At 63.7% G+C, this 17994-nt stretch carries 20 protein-coding genes; 8 read left to right on the top strand and 12 right to left on the bottom strand.

Annotated features, from left to right (window positions below; all coding sequences use genetic code 11):
* Positions 1–68: 68 nt before the first annotated feature.
* Both ACFOMH_RS16155 and ACFOMH_RS16150 read right to left on the bottom strand, forming a co-directional pair.
* Positions 69–341, bottom strand: a complete 273-nt coding sequence (locus ACFOMH_RS16155) for a hypothetical protein (RefSeq protein ID WP_377745761.1) — start codon at positions 339–341, stop codon at positions 69–71.
* A 34-nt stretch (positions 342–375) separates the two neighbouring features.
* A complete protein-coding gene (locus tag ACFOMH_RS16150) occupies positions 376–846 on the bottom strand; it encodes a phage terminase small subunit P27 family (RefSeq protein WP_377745759.1) in 471 nt (156 codons plus the stop codon).
* A gap of 214 nt (positions 847–1060) precedes the next feature.
* On the opposite strand from ACFOMH_RS16150, the gene ACFOMH_RS16145 reads away from it, so the two are divergent.
* Complete coding sequence (locus ACFOMH_RS16145) at positions 1061–2065, top strand: phospholipase D family protein (RefSeq protein WP_377745757.1); 1005 nt, start codon at positions 1061–1063, stop codon at positions 2063–2065.
* 170 nt (positions 2066–2235) lie between these two features.
* Here ACFOMH_RS16145 and ACFOMH_RS16140 read toward each other — a convergent pair whose 3' ends face one another.
* The 7 genes from ACFOMH_RS16140 to ACFOMH_RS16110 all read right to left on the bottom strand — a co-directional run bounded on the left by ACFOMH_RS16140 (position 2236) and on the right by ACFOMH_RS16110 (position 7704).
* A complete protein-coding gene (locus ACFOMH_RS16140; RefSeq protein ID WP_377745755.1) occupies positions 2236–2451 on the bottom strand; it encodes a DUF7220 family protein in 216 nt (71 codons plus the stop codon).
* Positions 2448–3773: a site-specific DNA-methyltransferase gene (locus ACFOMH_RS16135; RefSeq protein ID WP_377745753.1), complete on the bottom strand. Its 1326-nt coding sequence runs from the start codon at positions 3771–3773 to the stop codon at positions 2448–2450. Before ACFOMH_RS16135 ends, ACFOMH_RS16140 begins: the two co-directional genes overlap by 4 nt.
* Positions 3774–3882: 109 nt before the next feature.
* Positions 3883–4227 (bottom strand): HNH endonuclease, encoded by a 345-nt coding sequence (locus ACFOMH_RS16130; protein WP_377745752.1) that lies wholly within the window; start codon positions 4225–4227, stop codon positions 3883–3885.
* Between the two features lie 138 nt (positions 4228–4365).
* Positions 4366–4746: a DUF6362 family protein gene (locus tag ACFOMH_RS16125; protein ID WP_216033311.1), complete on the bottom strand. Its 381-nt coding sequence runs from the start codon at positions 4744–4746 to the stop codon at positions 4366–4368.
* Entirely contained in the window at positions 4739–4954 is a 216-nt protein-coding gene (locus ACFOMH_RS16120) for a hypothetical protein (RefSeq protein ID WP_377745750.1), read from the bottom strand. The genes ACFOMH_RS16125 and ACFOMH_RS16120 overlap by 8 nt, the downstream gene beginning before the upstream one ends.
* A gap of 327 nt (positions 4955–5281) precedes the next feature.
* A complete protein-coding gene (locus tag ACFOMH_RS16115; protein ID WP_377745748.1) occupies positions 5282–7507 on the bottom strand; it encodes an AAA family ATPase in 2226 nt (741 codons plus the stop codon).
* Positions 7504–7704, bottom strand: coding sequence for a hypothetical protein (locus ACFOMH_RS16110; protein WP_377745747.1), 201 nt, complete (start codon positions 7702–7704; stop codon positions 7504–7506). Before ACFOMH_RS16110 ends, ACFOMH_RS16115 begins: the two co-directional genes overlap by 4 nt.
* 123 nt (positions 7705–7827) lie before the next feature.
* Between ACFOMH_RS16110 and ACFOMH_RS16105 the strand changes: the two genes are divergently transcribed.
* Together ACFOMH_RS16105 and ACFOMH_RS16100 are read left to right on the top strand one after the other, a co-directional pair.
* The gene (locus ACFOMH_RS16105; protein WP_377745746.1) at positions 7828–8067 is read left to right on the top strand and encodes a FitA-like ribbon-helix-helix domain-containing protein; all 240 of its coding nucleotides are present in this window, start codon (positions 7828–7830) and stop codon (positions 8065–8067) included.
* Positions 8064–8498 carry a type II toxin-antitoxin system VapC family toxin gene (locus ACFOMH_RS16100; protein WP_377745744.1) on the top strand — a complete coding sequence of 145 codons (435 nt, stop codon included), beginning with the start codon at positions 8064–8066 and terminating at the stop codon, positions 8496–8498. The genes ACFOMH_RS16105 and ACFOMH_RS16100 overlap by 4 nt, the downstream gene beginning before the upstream one ends.
* Here ACFOMH_RS16100 and ACFOMH_RS16095 read toward each other — a convergent pair.
* The 3 genes from ACFOMH_RS16095 to ACFOMH_RS16085 form a co-directional block, all read right to left on the bottom strand.
* Positions 8408–9202: a sigma-70 family RNA polymerase sigma factor gene (locus tag ACFOMH_RS16095; RefSeq protein WP_377745742.1), complete on the bottom strand. Its 795-nt coding sequence runs from the start codon at positions 9200–9202 to the stop codon at positions 8408–8410. The genes ACFOMH_RS16100 and ACFOMH_RS16095 overlap by 91 nt on opposite strands.
* 93 nt (positions 9203–9295) lie before the next feature.
* Positions 9296–9460 (bottom strand): hypothetical protein, encoded by a 165-nt coding sequence (locus tag ACFOMH_RS16090; protein ID WP_377745741.1) that lies wholly within the window; start codon positions 9458–9460, stop codon positions 9296–9298.
* Between the two features lie 158 nt (positions 9461–9618).
* Positions 9619–11808, bottom strand: coding sequence for a hypothetical protein (locus ACFOMH_RS16085; RefSeq protein WP_377745739.1), 2190 nt, complete (start codon positions 11806–11808; stop codon positions 9619–9621).
* 339 nt (positions 11809–12147) lie between these two features.
* Between ACFOMH_RS16085 and ACFOMH_RS16080 the strand changes: the two genes are divergently transcribed.
* From ACFOMH_RS16080 to ACFOMH_RS16060, 5 genes are all read left to right on the top strand, one after another.
* Positions 12148–12603 (top strand): DUF2924 domain-containing protein, encoded by a 456-nt coding sequence (locus ACFOMH_RS16080; RefSeq protein WP_377745737.1) that lies wholly within the window; start codon positions 12148–12150, stop codon positions 12601–12603.
* Entirely contained in the window at positions 12600–13922 is a 1323-nt protein-coding gene (locus ACFOMH_RS16075) for a recombinase family protein (protein WP_377745735.1), read from the top strand. Before ACFOMH_RS16080 ends, ACFOMH_RS16075 begins: the two co-directional genes overlap by 4 nt.
* Positions 13919–14299, top strand: a complete 381-nt coding sequence (locus ACFOMH_RS16070; RefSeq protein ID WP_068767562.1) for a hypothetical protein — start codon at positions 13919–13921, stop codon at positions 14297–14299. Before ACFOMH_RS16075 ends, ACFOMH_RS16070 begins: the two co-directional genes overlap by 4 nt.
* Before the next feature lie 71 nt (positions 14300–14370).
* Positions 14371–16809: a type I restriction-modification system subunit M gene (locus ACFOMH_RS16065; protein ID WP_377745733.1), complete on the top strand. Its 2439-nt coding sequence runs from the start codon at positions 14371–14373 to the stop codon at positions 16807–16809.
* Positions 16806–17966, top strand: a complete 1161-nt coding sequence (locus ACFOMH_RS16060; RefSeq protein WP_377745732.1) for a restriction endonuclease subunit S — start codon at positions 16806–16808, stop codon at positions 17964–17966. Before ACFOMH_RS16065 ends, ACFOMH_RS16060 begins: the two co-directional genes overlap by 4 nt.
* Positions 17967–17994: the final 28 nt, after the last annotated feature.

Here is a 17994-nt window from a genome sequence, read left to right as displayed (position 1 = left end):
TCGCGAAGCTCGGCAGGATAGGCGGGGGTGAATCTCTGCTTGGTCATAGGGCTCATCCTTTGAGTGTTTTACTCTCCGGTAAACCCGGGGCGGTTCACGAAGACCGAGCCCACCACGAACTGCTGCCAGGGCTGCAGATCGAAGGGCTGCCCCGCCCATTCGCCCGTCGAGTGCCGCAGATGGCTGAAGAACTCGATCGCGTGCAGCGCAGCGTCCCGGTCCCAGACGAGGCCGCGGTCCTTGCCGGCCTTCAGATCGTCCAGATGGCGCTGGCAGGCCAGCCGGGTGAGATGGCCGGCCTCGACCTTGCCCTCCACCACCTTGCGAGCCCAGGCGGTCACCGGACAGCTCGGTGTCTTCCGCCCGGGGCCGGATTTACGCTGTGCTGCCACGGTTCAGAAAATCCTCGAACGGATCGCGGGTCTCGGCCGGCGCCGCCATGCGGATGCGGGTCCGGCTCGAGGGCGTCAGCCCGAACTCGCTCTCGATCTGGCCCAACTGCGCCAGGCATTTGTTTGCCACCGACAGAAACGGGTTCTGGATGATGTTGCCGCCCACCGTCTTGACCACCGGGCCGCGGCGCTTCACCTCGGCCTCCGCCTCGAGCCAGCGCCGCCAGATCACCACGTAGCGGGCGAGCGCCCCCGCATCGAGTTCGGTCATCACGCCGTGCCGAGCCAGCAGCACCGCCATCTCGGTGAACTTCGCTGCCGCCGTATCGTCCAGATGCTCAGGGGGAGCGGGCACCGACACCGTCGGCTGCGGCTCGGCCGGGTTCATCCGGTGCGGCCGCGCCGTGCCCTTGACCAGCTTCAGCCGGGTGGGAAGGGGCTTGCGGCCGGCCATGAGTCTCGTCCTTGGGCTATCACTACATAAAATGGGACGTGTTTACGCGCCGCATTCCGGCGCCGTGGGAGGGCCGGCAACCTCGCTCCGATCAACCGCCCATGGTCGGATATGAAAAGATCGAGGCTCTCATCGTGGCACCGGGTGACCGCCTGCCCCCATTGACTTCGCACCAGCATTCCATTCCCATAGCCAGTATTTTCTTGGAGCATCTATGAGCCGCTTTCTCGCCACCACCGATATCGATGGGGGCAGCAGCCCCTGTATCAAGCGCATCCTCTCCGGCGAAGAGGTCCGGATTGCCTCGGCCTTTCTCGGGAGGGGCGCCGAAACCGCAGTGCCCCCCGACGCACGACTGATTTGCGATATCGGTATGGGCGGCACGAGCCCCCTAGCACTTAAAGCCCTCTCTGAAAAGCTTGGAGCGAAGCTCAAGTATTTGCGGGATTTCCATGCAAAGGTCTACCTCTCGGATCAAGGCTGCGTTATTGGATCTGCGAACCTCTCAAGCCGCGGCGTTGGGTTTCTCTCCCAAGCCAAGTTGATAGAAGCTGCAGTCTTCGTTGAGGCGGATGATCCGATCGCGGAGACAGCCGGGAAGTGGTTCGAGGACCTTTGGAGCAAGGCTCAAGTTGTCGGGCCAAAAGAGCTCGAATGGGCGGAGGCGACCTGGCGCGTAAAAGGCGGCACGCCGGAAGGGCGTCGAAACTACAAGACGCTCGTCGATGCGCTTCATGACCCGGATAGTCCAGCGCAAGAATGGCGCTACATCGTCACGCGCGAGGAAATGCCGGATGGCGTAAAAGAATGGGCGGAGGCTCAGGAAAGCGAAGTCGCTAGTAAGGCCGAATGGGATCTGACGGGAGATTTCGACCATTTTTCTGAGCTTCAGGCTCCGGATGAGTTCGAGAAGGGAAGGCAAAAACATTATATCAGCCTGCATCGCGACACGAATGGAAAGCTTCACCTCTCCGCTCTTCGCTTCCTTGGCAACCAGGATGCCTCCGGTACCGGAACGGGCACCGACCTTGGTGAGACAGTCACTGTCTCGTTCTTTGCAAAGCTCGACTGGAAGACGAGCATTGGGCTTCCTCGGCTCTCCCGTGCAACCCTAGGGAGCGAAAGCAAACTGAGCGCCGCAATCAGGAAGACCCGGGAGGATCTATTTGGGCGCGCCCTAACTTCGGAAGAGTTCCTGCGGCTCTTGTCGAAGGGGTGACGCATCCTGCGAGGGAGGGAGTTCTGAGAGCTTCGCCTGCAGCCAGAGGCGCACGGCAGCCAGCGTGCCCATTTTTTTGCTGTCGGGCATTTGCCCCACTCATGCTCCGTCATGAGCCTTTGCGACGGTCATGATAGGAAGTCCCAGAACTGGTATCAGGCTATGTCCCACTAATGTATCCGGAAGGCCTCGAACATTCGCCGTAGAGCGAATGACCGTGCGATGCTCACCACGGTGAAGACAGCGCCCATCTTCAGGTTCTGCGTCAGCGTTGTGTGCAGCCCGAAGATGGGGAAGATCAGGATCTGCGTAACTACGGCAATCCCGTAGCCGACGATCACGTTGGTGATCGCCTCAACGAGCGACATAGTGCGCGACTGCTTCATGCCACTGCCTCTTGATCCTGCAGGGTGTCGCCCAACCGCTCCGCCTTCACCTCGGCAAACGTCCGGCCGTCTCTGTCGAGGATCGCATCCTTGCCAGTTTCCACCTGCCAGCGCTCGACGGCGACATCGACATAGGCCGGGCTGATTTCCATGGCATTGACGCGCCTTCCATTTGCTTCGCCCGCCATGATCTGCGAGCCGGAGCCGCAGAACGGCTCGTAGCAGAGGCCGCCACGGGCGACATGCTGGCGCATCGGGATCCCGAAGGCGTCGAGCGGCTTCGGCGTCGGGTGGTCGGGCCGGTCATCCTTGGCGAAGCTCGGCATCTCCCAGGTCGAGGGCAGCGTCTGCTCGGCGACCTTCGGCGGGCGGTTCGGGCGGCGCCAGCCCATGAAGCAAGGTTCGTGCTTCCAGAGATAATGCGACCGGGTGAGAACACCGCGGTCCTTCACCCAGATGATCTGCTGATGCACAAACGCCCCGGCCTTTTCCCAGCAGGCTTCCAGCATCGCCTGGCGGCGCGAGGCGTGCCAGCAATACCAGGCGGCGTCCTCGGTGATCGCCTCTGCGATGGCCGCGCCGATGAAGCCGTCGTAGAGTTCTGCGCCTTGGCTGCTGTCGTCCCAGGTCGTGCCATAGGACTGGCTCCAATCCTTGTTGCGGGTTGGGTGGTTCGAGCCATCGTAATCGACCAGATAGGGCGGATCAGTCGCAAACAGCACGGCCCGCTCGCCGTTCATCAGCCGGCGCACATCGTCGTGGGATGTGCTGTCACCGCAGAGCAGCCGGTGGGTGCCGAGGATCCACAGATCGCCGGTACACGAGGCCGGGCGACGCGGAGGCTCGGGGATAATGACGGGTGGCGTCGACGTCTCGTCCTTCGCTTCCGCTCCGGCCAGCAGTCGGTCCAGTTCGCCGTCCTCAAAGCCCATGATCCCGAGATCGAAACCGGCCTCCTTCAGGTCGCTCAGTTCCAGCGCCAGCAGCGCCTCGTCCCAGCCCGCATTCAGCGCGATGCGGTTGTCGGCCAGCACCAGCGCCCGGCACTGGCTGTCGCTGAGGCCGGTCAGCCTGATGGAGGGCACGGCGTCCATGCCAAGCTGGCGCGCGGCCAGTACGCGACCATGGCCGGCGATGATGGTGCCGTCCTCAGCGATCAGCACCGGGTTCACGAATCCGAACTCGCGGATCGAGCCGGCGATCTCGGCCAGCTGCGCCTCGGAATGGGTACGGGCGTTGCGCGCGTAAGGCACGAGGCGATCAAGCGCACGATATTCGATGACAAGTTCGCGATCGGACACGGCTGTATTTCCTTGTTGCATGGGCCGCTACCCCCCCTCGCCATTTTGGCCACGGATGCAGAAAGCTTGGCGCCTGGTCCGGGGCTGGAAGGCCCCAGAGATTTACCCTCCCCCCGGGGGGGGCGGTGGTTTATGGTTGGCGGCGGGCGTTGCCGAAGCCGCCATCCTCGCGCGCGGTCTTGCGGCTGTGGCAGCTTGCGCAGAGCGCCTGCCAACCGTCCGGGTCCCAGAACCGATCCGTATCGCCGCGATGGGGGATGATGTGATCGACGGTATTGGCCGCGCTCACCAACCCCTGTCGCTGGCATTCCGCGCAGAGCGGGTGGCGGGCGAGGAACATCCGCCGCGCGTGCTGCCAGCGGGTGGATTTGTAGAGCGCCCGGATGGCGGGGTCGCGTTTGTGGTCGGCGTCGCGATCGGCCTCACGCTTGTCACGCGTCCCCACCGGGCGATGGATGGGCGGGCGCACAGGCATGGGATGCCCTCGCAAGTCGGATGAAACGGGGAGGAAACGACCGGTGGCGCTCCGAGGCGCTCTTCTCCCGATCATATCCTGTTTATAGCACCGGCATGTTGCAGATGTCGAAGGAAAAAGTGTTGCAACACATTGGAGTCACTTCGCATTCAGGCGCGCGGCTATCTTGGTCAGCGCCAGTTGCCAGCGCCGCCATGCCGTCGTGCGGTCGCAGCCGAGTTCCCCGCTGATCTGCTTCCACGGCACCCGGGCCGCGCGCGACCAGACCAGCTTGCGCTCCGCCTCCTCGATCCAGAGCACCCAGTCGAAGGTCTGCTCAAGCCGCGTGATCGCGGCGGCCGAGGGCCAGACCCGCATCGGCTGGGGTTCCATCGCCGCGATCTCGCGGCTGGTCCGCACGATGTCGGGCCAGGTGTTGAAGTAGCCCTGCGCCTTCACCGGCGGCAGCTTGCGCAGCGTGCGGAACGCCTCGGCGAAGTGGTCGGCAACATCGTCCGCGGTCCAGTCCCGATCAGCCATGGCCACGCCCTCCCTCGCCGGCGCGGGGGCCGTAGAGCTTGCGACCCAGTTGCACGACCATTTCTTGCTCGGGCCAGGTCAGCCGCGGATCATTCACGCTGACCGCCAGCAGGCCCATTTCCTGCCAGCCGTCGCGCTTGACCTCATCGGGGCTGCGCCGCGTGCCACCGTAGCCGGGGGGCGCGTAGCGCATCGTTGTCAGTTTCATTCGGGCCATTGTCATCTCCTGTCGTTCGGGCCGCTGTGATCGGATGAGGCAGAGACGAGGGCGGACGGCGGACCGCGGGCACGGACGCAGCGTATGGGCCGCCCCGCCTGACGGCGGGCGGTCCCATACGTAGTATGGGGGGGATCATTGTTCGACTTATTCAGTGGCTCATGACATTGATATTGCTTGCCTTTCCTGCTCTGCATAGGTCGGACAACGAAGTCGGACATGTCTGACTTCGACTTATGTAAGCCATTGATAATCAAGCAATCAGTCAGACAGGTGCGGAAGTCAGACATTCTCGACTTATGTCGGACAAGGGATTTGTCAGACATCGGCCACCTCCGGCCAGACCCAGACGGAAGGGTTCTCCACCTCGAGTGCGGCACCCGAGGAGGCGCAGCGATAGTGGCTCGGGAACACGGGGATCCCGCAGGCAGTCACCTCGCCGGTCTCGGGATCGACATGCTCCGCGCGGCCGAAGCGCATGCCTTCGACGCACATGTAGCCAAAGCGTGACCGGACCAGTGGCAGTCCGTAAAGGGCGCCGTTGCGCTGGTACTTGATGAAGCCCTTGGTCGCGAGGACGTTGAGCCGGTCCTGGATGGTGTGCTGGCTGCCGAGCCCCGCGCGGTTCTCGAAGGTCGAGGCGAACTGCGTCGAGGTGTAGAGCCGGCCTTCCGCAGCCTCCTCGTAGAGCAGGTCAAGGATCACCTTGGCCTTGCGGTCGCGCTCGGCGTCGAGACGGGCCCCGACCTCCTTGCGCACCAGGCGCTCGTTCATGGGGTTGATCTCGACCCATTGGCCGCCGATCTTGTCGACGAGCATCGGGGCCAGCGCCGGACCGTTGCGCAGCTCGATCTCGAGGCGGCGCGTGCTGGCCTCCTCGTCCGGGCGGTGCAGGATCAGACCGCTGGTGTAGAAGCCCCGCAGCGCGCTGGCACCCGACAGCGCCTGGAACGGATCGTCCTTGACCTGCTGACGGGCGAGTTTCCTGGTGTGATGGACGAGGATGATCCCGGAATCGGGATTGATCGCGGCCTGCAGCGCCTCGACGCGTTCCTTGAGGAAGAACATCATCGCGCTGTTGTCATTTTCGCCGCGGCTCTCGGGACCGCCGTCGAAGAGGTTCCGGATCGGATCGATGCAGATGATGTCGGGCGGCGCGTCGGGAAAGGCGGCACGGATCGCGTCGGTGACGCGCTCGACCCCCTGGTGATCCAGAAGCAGCTTCAGGCGCGGCGTGGCCACGAACCCTTCGCGGGCCGCGGCAATCACCTCGGGCGGCAATGCGATCTGGCGGATGCGTTCCCGCAGATAGTGGTATTGCAACTCCGCCTGCAGGTAGAAGATGCGCAGCGGCCGTGGCGGTGCGAAGCAGAGGAACGGCACCCCTGCGGCCATGTGGACAAGCCAGGAGATCAGGAAGTCGCTCTTGCCGACCTTGGGCGCGCCACCGAGCACCAGCAGGCCGCCCGGCGTCAGCACCCGTGGGGCGATGAGATCATCGGGCAGCGGACTGGTGTCGTCGAGCAGCGTACCGAGGCTGAACCAGTCCAGTGGCGCGGGCGGCGGGGTCTCCCGCGTCGGCACCGGCGGACCATTGCGTTCGAGATGTCGCATCCACAAGCGACGAGATTCGGCCTTCAGCCGCGCCTCAGGCCATGCTGGCCGCAGCATCGCTTCATTATAGCCGCAGATCGCGTCCCAGGCCTCGTCCAGCGACATTCGGCCCTCATGGGCCTGGCGCAGGTAATGACCGATCGCGGCACTGGCCCCCTGGAACCGGGTCCAGTCGTCCACCGCGCCTTCGCGCACCGGCGTGGTCAGCACGGCGTCAACCGACGGCTTGTCCGTGACGTTTGCGGCCCGCGGGGCGTCAGGCGACGGCATCTCCGCCAAAGCCGGCATCGCGGCTGCGCGGGTGTCGAGTTCTGCCAGATCCACCTCGATCGCCTGATGATCGATGATCCGGACCTGTGACTTCAGTCCGTACTTGCCATGGACGGTGCCCGGCACACGGACCGGCTGATGCGCCGAGCCGAAACTGTCGTCTCCGCCGACCTTCCGTGCGAGCGCAGCGCGCAACCGGCACAGCCGGGTAATATCCTCCCCCTCGACCGGCTCCGTCAGTTTCCACCACAGATGCAGCTTGGGCTGGCCGTCCCCGGTCATCCCGCCGCTTGCCACGGTCAGCGTCGCCGGACCAAGGTGACGAACCAGGTGCGCGCGTTTGGCCGCAATGTCGCCCTCATCGAGATCGACGATCACTGCCTGCATCTGCAGCACATGCTCGGCCCGGGCTTCACCCTGTCGGGCAACGGTTCCGGGAATGACGTAGATGGCGCGGCCGAGCGGGGCGGCTGTGCCGGCGCAGGCGGTGATGATCGCCGGCGCGTGCGCATCGGCTGGCAGCCAGCGCAGATCATGGGGCGGTGGCGGCACGACCGCCTTCTCGGGCAGACCGCGCAGCGGGATCAGGCCTTCGCACCAGGAAAAGACCACATCGAGGAACAGCGCGATCTGCGCGTGATCAACCCGGAGGCCGCTCATTGCAGCCGCCCTTCGCCCCGTGCCAGATCGGCGGGCTGGATATAGACCGCGAACAAGTCTTCGCCGTCCCCATGCTGGCCGGCCGCCTCGAAGAAGTAATACCGGTCCGGCATCACCAGTTCGGTCAGTTCCCAGCGACGATAATAGCCGGGAAGGCGTTTGAGCAGGTCAGGTGGTGGTATTGGAGGCAGACTCATCGGTTAGGCTCGTGACAAGGGCTTCACCAGCTCAAAAGCCAGCCGCGCACGTCGAGCGGGACATTGAACGAGAGAATATTTGTGATATCTAATCTCGAGAATGATATCGAAGGAGGCGGACCAATGGCCCAGATCGTTGTGCGTCAGATCCCGGAAGAGGTGCATCGTGCGCTGAAGGCGCAAGCCGCCGCCCATGGCCGCAGCGCCGAGGCCGAGTTGCGCGAGATCATCGCTCACGCCGTTCTGCCGCAGTCGCGACCGCGTGCCGGTGATCTCATGCGCAGTATCTGGTCGGCGGCTGAGACGGAGGACCTCACCTTCGATCGTGATCGGACCCCGGCGGAACCGGCCCGCTTCGAATGATCATTCTCGACACGAATGTCGTCTCGGAGACGATGAAGCCGAGCCCGGAGCCGCGGGTGATCGGTTGGCTGAACCGGCAGGAACTGACCACCCTGCACCTGACGACCATCAGTCTGGCCGAGTTGCGGTTCGGCATCGCCCGGCTTGCGCCCGGGCGCCGGCGAGAGGATCTGGAGGCGCGTCTCGACCGGATTCTGGTCGAGGTCTTTCCTGGCCGCATCCTCGCATTTGACGAGGCTGCGGCACATGCGTTTGGCGTGCTCGTGGCGACGGCGGGGCGCCAGGGGCATGCGGTGAGTTTCGCGGCCGGCGCGATCGCCGCCATCGCGGCCGCCAGCGGCTATCCCGTCGCCAGCCGCGATGTGGCGCCCTTCGCCGCCATGGGGGTGGAGGTGGTCGATCCCTGGGGCCTGCCGGCAAATGAAGCGTAATGCAGCGCCAGCGAGGCCATTGCGCGCTGGTAGCGTTTGCGCGCAGCTGACCCGGTTACGGCCATCACGGCTCCCATCTCGACCTGGCTTGCGCCGTCGAGCACCACGCCGAGGACCAGATCGGCGTCCCGCCCGATCAGCGCAACAAGATCGCGTCGCAATGCCCCGCGCAACCGCTGCCGCTCCGCCCATGACGGCGCGGCCGCGATCCAGTCGGGATCGAGATCTGCGCAGGACTGCTGCCGGGCATCGTCACGGATCACGGCGCGCAGCACGTCGCGTTCGGCATTCCTCAACACAGTCGCGGCGATCTGGTTGACTCTGGTGAGGTCCAGCTTGCGGATGGTCTCGGTCGCGCGCGCCAACAGGTCGGACGAGATGTCGTCGGGGCTGCCGATCCGGCGGCGCAGACAGCGGTTGCGGATCGCATCGAGGCCGGGCCAAAGCGCAAGCAGCACCACGCCGAGAGCCATATCCGCAGGCCTGTCGCCGCCCTGAGACGCGCGCACGAGTGCAAGGAGCAGGGTGTTTCTGCAATCGTGGTCGAGCTGGCCGTGGTGCAACGCCCCGAGCAACGCGGCGATATCCGCATGGGGCTGCAGCGCCGGCTCGATCGACCGGATGGCACGATAATCTCGGTGGGATTGCAGGGTGGAGGAAGAACGGGCGAGATCGTCGCGGATCCCGGACCAGGAAAAAGACACTGGACGTCAGCCTTTCGGCCGGGCGTCCAGCGCCTCTCTCGGGCCTCAGGGCGTCTTGCGCCTCTGATGATCGGGAAAGTTGAGCGGCGCGCCTTAGCGCGCCGTCGCCTGGTTCAGCGCACCGCAGCGGCGGCAGGTCGCCGTCGCCGGGTAGCTGACAAGGTATTCGTGGCCACGCGCAAAGCTCAGATGCATCAGGCCGTCACGGCGGATGCCAAGCAGCTTGCCGCAGCAGCTGCAGCGCCAGTCGGCAGACATGTCTGCGCTGTGGGCACCGCTGGTAGCAGTGGCTTTGCGGATGGGGCGGGAGGGATAGATTGTCGGCATTTGAAATGCTCCTCAATTGCTGGAGCCATTCCAATAATCATCCGAATGTCGGACCGTCGCCCGTCAAGATTCGGATCTGCATCCGACTCTTACGTCGTGCCCGGCAGGTGGGCTGTTTTCAGGCGCCAGAAACCTTGCCTGTGGTTCTCGAAATAAACGCCCGCGACGCTGTCGCGTGTCTCCGACGGCCACGCATCTCTTGGGCTTCGGACCCCGGTTCCCTCGATCAATGTGCCGGTTCGAACCTCGACCGCACCTGATTTGTACGCCGTAATGAGCCGTTCGATGATGCGGATCTGTTTCGTGCCGGAAACGGGCAATGGCGCCAAGCCCGGGATGTAGAGCATCGCGGATAGTGGCCCGACCCTGGCGAGCGTGACTTCACTTCCTCCCCGGGCGAGCCATCGGCCTGCCTTGAATCGGTCGAACATGACCGATTTTGCCGCATCATCGATCTGTCCATGGTTCAGGAGATCGCCAAGTGGCAACACCACATTGGGACCGAGATGGGTGAACGGCGTGACTGCGGCAGTAAGGACGATCCCGATCCCCCCATCCTGGCGACTGCGCAGCACCACATCGAGGCGCTGCAGTATCCTGGCTTGATCGAGACGACGGGCAAAATAGATCGGAATCTCTGCATCAGCGGTGCGCCATCTGCCGAGATGGATCAGGTCGCCATCCAGATGCTCGATACCGGCGCGTCCGATCAGCGGCTTGAGGGCGGCAAGCAGGTTCTCCTCGAGCCAATCGCGCCTGATTACATAGTGCCTGATATCCTCCAGCGGGACGCTCCCGAGATCCTCTCCATGAAGACCGGCAATGGCGGCCTGGCCCGGTCCCGACATCGCTCCGGTTTCGACATCGCCGAAATCATCTTCGTCGTCGATCAGGACGATGTTCTGCTTTCTCCGTAGATCAAGGATGCCGGCCTGAATCAGACGTTTGGGGTCGAGACCATGTTGCCGGATCATGCCGCCGGCGATCTCATCTTCGGGAAGATCGTGCAGGCGGAGAAGAACGGGCAGGAAGCTGCTGATCTCGCCTTGGTCCAGCGGCTGCAAACGATCGAGGACGCCCCAGAACTGCAGCAGCCGATAACCCAGATCACGCTGCTCCGGCTCGGTCTTGCTTTGAAGATTGGATCGCGTATCGCCGAATGAAATCTCGAACGATCGCTCTTTCTTGCTGGCCGGCAGGCCATATCTCACCGCCACTGCAAGCCGGCTGAACCCTTCCGCATGCTTGAGAATACGGTCGCCACCGAGATAGCGCTGCGCCACGGCCTCGATATCGTCGTCGATGGTGACGCGAAGCGCCAGGCGTCGTGCCCAGTTGCCGAGGCGCAGCTCAACCTCGATCAGACGCGCGGCCGAGACATCCACATCGTCCCAGGAGGGCAAGGGCAATGTCAGGGACTTTCGGAACCGTGACAGATCGTATCGCCGCCAGCTCAACGGCTTGCTGGACAGGTCGGCCTTGAGAACCACTTCCGCAAACCCGTCGCCGAGAAGCTTGCGCACCTTGGGCGCGGGACCACAGATTTCCATGGTTCTTTCTGCCGGCGTCCAGATCAGCGTCGCCTCATTTGGCGGCCGGAAATAGATCGGGCTCCGCATCCCGTTGTCCTTGTGATTGAGAACGCTGGACAAGGGACCGCCATGACGAACGATCACCATCACCGATGCGGGATGGTTCTGGGTCCTGGGGAGATCGAGACTGCGGATAGTGACACGCGAGGGCAACTCGAGCTTGGCGGTCAGAAGCGAGGCCAGGGCATCCTCGTCGATTTCGCCCGCATTTAATCGCGCGGCAGTTTCGACATTGACCTCAAAGGAATCGTACATCTTGCCGAAGTCGCGATATTGCCGCGCGGCATGAAACGCCTCGGCATCCTCGAAATCTTCCGGGTAGCGCAGGAAAAGCCAGGCGCTTCGGCACAGTGCGTCCAACTGCGCGTCGAACTCCTCGAGCTCCTCATGAGAGCGCCGTTCATTAGCCACGTGCTCCAACGACGTCGGCCCTTTGCCGCGCGCGAGGGATCGGATCCGTCGACAGCGATCTTCGATCGGGCGTAAATCATCGGCTGGCGAAGCGTTCAGTTGACGCAGCAGCACCGCGCGCCATTCCTCTTCCTCCTCTGTTGCCGGCCATTCGATCGCGATTTCGGGTTCGGTGTCGGAGCCGCGATATTCGAAGATTTCGTGCAGCAGCGGGATCGGCGCGGTTTCGACCAGCTCATGGGTTTCCGGACCAAGATTGCGAAACTTCCGGCTCATCTCGCTGCTCCACGCCAAACGTTAACATGCATGTGATTACATCCGAAGAACCCTGCCGACGGCAATATTTTTAGTCGCCCCGTGTCCCGAAATGCGGGCGGACCTGGCTTTTCATGTGCGAGAAGCATGTGAGCCCGAGATGAAGCGCCCCAATCCCCTGTCGCCCTTCCTGATGACGCCGGCCGAGCGTCGCACTGAGCTGTGCGGTCTGCTGGCGCTCGGGCTGGTTCGGTTGCGAATACGGGATGGGGACGAAGTATCTGACGATACTGGAGAACGTTGCCTACACTATCCGCCCGACCAATGCCGTCATGCAACTCCAACTCACCGGAGAAATGCATGAACAAGCCCGATCCCATCCCCGCGCGCCTAGCCGCGCTCAAGACCACGCCGACGCCCGACCTGAAGAAACAGTGGCGCGACCTGTTCGACAGCGAGCCGCCACCGTTCAACCGCCGCTACCTTGAATCCCGCCTGGCCTATCGCATCCAGGAACTCGCCTATGGCGGCCTGAAAGCTGAAACGATCCGACGGCTCGAACGGCTCGGCGAGGAACTGGACGGCGGCGACAAGACGAAGCGCGGCATCCGCGCCGATCGCGACCGTCCCATCACCGGCACCCGGTTGCTGCGAGAATGGCAGGGCGTCGAACAGATTGTCACCGTCACTGCCGACGGGTTCGAATGGCAGGGCCGCCCTTACAAGTCTCTGTCCGCCATCGCCCGGGCGATCACCGGCACGCGGTGGAACGGGTGGGTCTTCTTCGGGCTCAAGAACCACAGGGGGCGGACATGACGAAGCCCATGGAAAAATCGAAGGTCGTCCGCAAGCTGCGGTGCGCGGTCTACACCCGGAAATCCTCAGAGGAAGGGCTGGAGCAGGAGTTCAACTCGCTCCACGCCCAGCGGGAGGCTTGCGAGGCGTTCATCGCCAGCCAGCGGTCCGAGGGCTGGGTGCTGGTCCGCGATCAGTATGACGACGGCGGCATCTCCGGCGGCACGCTGGAACGGCCGGGCCTGAAACGGTTGATGGCAGACATCGAGGACGGGCTGGTCGACGTGGTGGTGGTCTACAAGATCGACCGCCTCAGCCGCTCGCTGGCGGATTTCGCCAAATTGGTCGAGGTGTTCGACCGGAACGGCGTCACCTTCGTCTCGGTAACCCAGTCCTTCAACACGACCACGTCGATGGGGCGGCTGACGCTGAACATCCTGCTCTCGTTCGCGCAGTTCGAGCGGGAGGTGACGGCCGAGCGCATCCGCGACAAGGTCGCGGCCTCTCGCAAGAAGGGCATGTGGATGGGCGGCGTGCCTCCCTACGGCTATCGCGTCGAGAACCGCAAGCTGGTGGTCGACGAAGACGCCACCGCGCATGTGCGTTGGATCTTCGCCCGCTTCATCGAGATCGGCTCCTGCACGGAACTGGCGCGGGAGGTCGGCAAGCGCGGTCTCTGCACGCCACGCGGCAACCGGATCGACAAGAAGTACCTCTATCGGATCCTCAACAACCGCGCCTACATCGGGGAAGCGGTCCACAAGGGCGAGAGCTATCCCGGCGAACACGACGCGATCATCGACCGCGAGACTTGGAACAAGGTTCACGCCATCCTGCAGGAGAGTCCCCGCAAGCGCGCCGCGCGGACCCGTGCCGATACGCCCGCGCTCCTGAAAGGACTGGTCTATGGTCCCGATGGCGCGGCCTTCTCGCCGACCCACACCCGCAAGGGCGGCCGGTTGTACCGCTACTATGTCAGCCAGACGGTGCTGAAGCATGGCGCGGGGGCATGCCCCATCGGTCGCGTGCCAGCGGGCGAGATCGAAGCGGCCGTCATCGAGCAGTTGCGCGCCGTGTTCCGCCAGCCTGAGATTGTCGCGGGCACATGGAAGGCGGCGCGGGTGCAGGACGGTGAGATCACCGAGGCCGACGCGCGCGCGGCGCTGATTCGGCTCGACCCGCTGTGGGACGATCTGTTCCCGGCCGAGCAGGCGCGCATCGTGGCGCTGCTGGTCGAGCGGGTCGAGATCGTCACGGAAGGCCTGAACGTCCGGCTGCGTATGGACGGACTGGCCGGGCTGGCGCGCGAAATGGCCACCGACATTGGAGCAGCAGCATGACCCGCGCCACCCCGGTCCCCGATACTGTCACCATCCATGTCCCGTTCCGCCTCGTGAAGCGTGGGGGGCGGAAGGAGATGCAGTTGCCCGAAGGCGCGTCCACCCCGCGCCGCCCCGATGACGCACTCGTCAAGGCACTGGCCCGCGCGTTTCGCTGGAAGCGGATGCTGGACTCGGGCGAGTTCGCGTCGATTTCCGAACTGGCTGAGATGGAAGGGATCGCCTTCACTTACATGGCTCGCCTCTTGCGCCTGACCCTTCTGGCGCCAGATATCGTTGAGGCGATCCTGGATGGAAGGCAGCGGCCGGAGTTGACACTTGCGCGGGTTCTGGAGCCGTTTCCGGTTGAATGGTCAAGACAGACATCGGATAGATAGCGCAATCCCCTGAGCACCCTATCCAAACCGTGCCGCCAAGAGGGGGCATCAGAAATTGGCAGGGGCATCAATTGGCCATCAAGAAGAGCGACATATACCGATCCCTTTGGGAAAGCTGCGACCAGCTTCGCGGCGGCATGGATGCCTCGCTTTACAAGGATTACATCCTCACCCTCCTCTTTGTGAAATACGTCTCCGACCGCGCGGGCCAGCCCGACGCGTTGATCGAGGTGCCGCAAGGCGCATCCTTCGATGACATGAAGGCCCTGCGCGGGTCCAAGAACATCGGCGAGGGGATGGACACGATCATCGCCCGCATCGCCGAGGAGAATGACCTCAGCGGCGTGATCGACCGGGCCTTCTTCAACGACGCAGAGAAATTCGGACGCGGCCAGAAGATGATCAACACGCTGACCGCGCTGATCAACATCTTCAGCCGGGAAGAGCTGAACTTCTCGAAGAACCGCGCCGATGGCGACGACATCCTCGGCGACGCCTACGAATACCTGATGCGCAACTTCGCGACCGAGGCGGGCAAGTCCAAGGGGCAGTTCTACACCCCGGCCGAGGTCTCGCGTGTCGTTGCCGCCGTGGCGGGCGTCAGCCGCGCCACCAGCCCGAAACAGACGGTTTATGACCCAACCTGCGGCTCGGGCTCGCTGCTGCTGAAGGCCGCCGAGACCGCCCGCGTGCCGATCACCATTTTCGGCCAAGAGATGGACATCGCCACCCGTGGCCTCGCGCGCATGAACATGATCATGCACAACCGCGCCACGGCCGAGATCGCACAGGGCGACGTGATCGCCGAACCGCATTTCCTGGCCGACGCCCACACCCTGCAGGCCTTCGATTTCGTTGTTGCCAACCCGCCCTTCTCGGCCAAGGCCTGGGCCGCGGGGCTGACGGCCGAGACGAAATACGGCCGCTTCGACGATGGCGAACCGCCCGCCAAGAACGGCGACTTCGCCTTCTTGCTGCACATCCTCGCGTCGATGAAGGCCACCGGCTCGGGCGCGGTCATCCTGCCGCACGGCGTCCTGTTCCGCGGCAATGCCGAGTCGAAGCTGCGCGAGAAGATCTTGAAACGCGGCTACATCAAGGGCGTCATCGGCCTGCCCGCAAACCTGTTCTATGGCACCGGCATCCCCGCCTCGATCATTGTGCTCGACAAGTCCGAGGCCACCGCCAACCGCCCCGTCTTCATGATCGACGCCTCCAGAGGCTTCATCAAGGACGGCCCCAAGAACCGCCTGCGCGAGCGCGACATCCACAAGATCATCGACGCCTTCACGCGCGAGCAGACGATCCCCGGCTATTCCCGCCTCGTGCCATTCGACGAGATCGCCCGCAACGACTTCAACCTGAACATCCCCCGCTACATCGACGGCTCCGACCCCGAGGATCTGCAGGACATCACCGCCCACCTGCACGGCGGCGTGCCAGAGCGGGACATCGACGCGCTGGGCGAGTTCTGGGCCGTCATGCCCACGCTGCGCGCCACGCTCTTCGGGCCTAACCCGCGGCCTCGCTATGCCGATCCGCTGGACGCGCCCGATCAGGTCCGCGCGACCATCCGCACCCACCCGGATTTCGCGGCCTTCCGCGCGCAGGTCACCGCCATCCTGGACGGCTGGATCACCGCCAACACCCCCCTCCTGATGGGCATCAAACAGGGCGACCACCCGCGCGATCTGATCCACACCATTGCCGAGGACATGCTGACCCGGTTCGAAGCAGCCCCCCTCGTCGACAAGTATGAGGCCTATCAGCGGCTTATGTCCTATTGGGCCGCCACCATGCAGGACGACGTGTTCATCATCGCGGGCGGCGGCTGGCTGGCGGCGCGCGAATTGCGCGAGGCGCGGAAAGAGACCAACGACGACGGCAAGGTGAAGTGGCTGGAAGAGGGCGACCTGACGGTGAACAAGATCCGCCTTGTGGCCGACGTGATCCCGCCCGCCCTGATCACGGCGCGCTTCTTCGCGGACCTGAAGGCCGAACTGGATCAGGCCACGGCCCGGGCCGAGGAGCTGGGGCGCGAGATCGAGGAAATGGCCGAGGAACACGGGGCCGAGGGTGGGCTGTTAGAGGAACTGATGGCCGATGGGGCCAAGCTGACGGCGGGCGGGGTGAAGGCGCGCCTGAAGGACAGGGGCCTGGAGCCAGACGAAAAGGCCCTGCTGAAACAGGCGGCCGCGCTGTTCGAGGCCGAGACCGAGGCGAAACGCGCGGCGAAAGAGGCCGAGGCGCGGCTGACCGAGGCGGTGCTGAAGAAATACCCCGCCCTGACCATGGGCGAGATCCAGACCCTTGTGGTGCAAGACAAGTGGCTGGCCGACATCACTGCCGCCATCGGGGCCGAGGTCGAGGCGCGGACGGAAACCCTCACCGCCCGCGTGCGGGTGCTGACCGAACGCTATGGCCAGACCCTGCCGCAGATCATGCAGGATCTGGCCGGGCTGGAGGCGCGGGTGGCCGGGCATCTGGCCGCGATGGGGGTGGAGGCATGAAGTATCGTCAGACCGTAGTTAGGACAGACAGCCCGCCAACGGGATGGACAAAGCCGAAACTGTCAGAATGCCTGCACATGAAAAGCGGCGACATGATCACCGCCAAGAGGATTTTCGAGGTCGAGGCGTATCCCGTTTACGGCGGTAACGGCCTTCGTGGTTTTACCGACTGCTTTAACCGTGAGGGCGGCCACTCGTTGATCGGGCGCCAAGGTGCGTTGTGCGGCGCTGTGCACTTCGCAGACGGCCAATTCTATGCTTCCGAACACGCAATCGTGGCGAAGGCACTTGGAAAGAATGACCAGCGCTTTCTGACCTACGTTCTCGATGCCCTCAATCTCAATGAGGTCTCTGAGGCGTCAGCCCAGCCTGGGTTGTCGGTTGAAAAGCTGCGGAGCATCGAAATCCTTTGTCCAACATCGCCCGATGAACAACAGGCCATCGCCGCCGCGTTGTCGGATGCGGATGGGGTGGTGGCGGGGTTGGAGCGGGTGATCGCCAAGAAGCGCCTTATCAAACAGGGCGCGATGCAAGACCTCCTCACCGCCCGCCGCCGCCTCCCGGGGTTCTCGGGAAAGTGGGAGGTGAAAAAGCTTGCGCAAGTTGGCGACGTCAAGACCGGCCTGACCTACAAGCCCGAAAATGTGAAGCCCTTCGGAACCTTGGTCCTGAGGTCCTCGAACATCCAGAACGACCGCCTCGCGTTCGACAATAATGTCTTCGTTGATGTTGCCGTCTCGGATGAAGCGACGGTCAAAGCAGGGGACCTTCTGATTTGCGTTCGGAACGGTAGCCGCCAGTTGATTGGCAAGACGGCCATGATTGACAGCCGAGCCGATGGAATGGCGTTCGGTGCTTTCATGAGCGCATTCAGGTCAGAGATTAACGACTATCTGCTTTGGTGTTTCCAGTCGTCCGTTGTGCAAAACCAGATCGCCGAGAACTTGGGCGCGACCATCAACCAGATTACAAACAAGACGATGAAGGGGATCGAAATTCCTTTGCCAAAGGACGAAACGGAGCGGCGAGCCATTACCAACGTCCTCTCCGACATGGATGCCGAAATCCAGACCCTCGAGTCCCGCCTCGTCAAGGCGCAGGCGGTGAAGGAGGGGATGATGCAGAATCTTTTGACAGGGCGGGTCAGGCTCGTCTGACTCGGGTAACAGTATTTCAGGGGGTATC

This window comes from Paracoccus mangrovi (assembly GCF_042648425.1).
Taxonomy (GTDB): Bacteria; Pseudomonadota; Alphaproteobacteria; order Rhodobacterales; family Rhodobacteraceae; genus Paracoccus; species Paracoccus mangrovi.
This window is presented reverse-complemented; position numbering and strand designations above follow the sequence as displayed.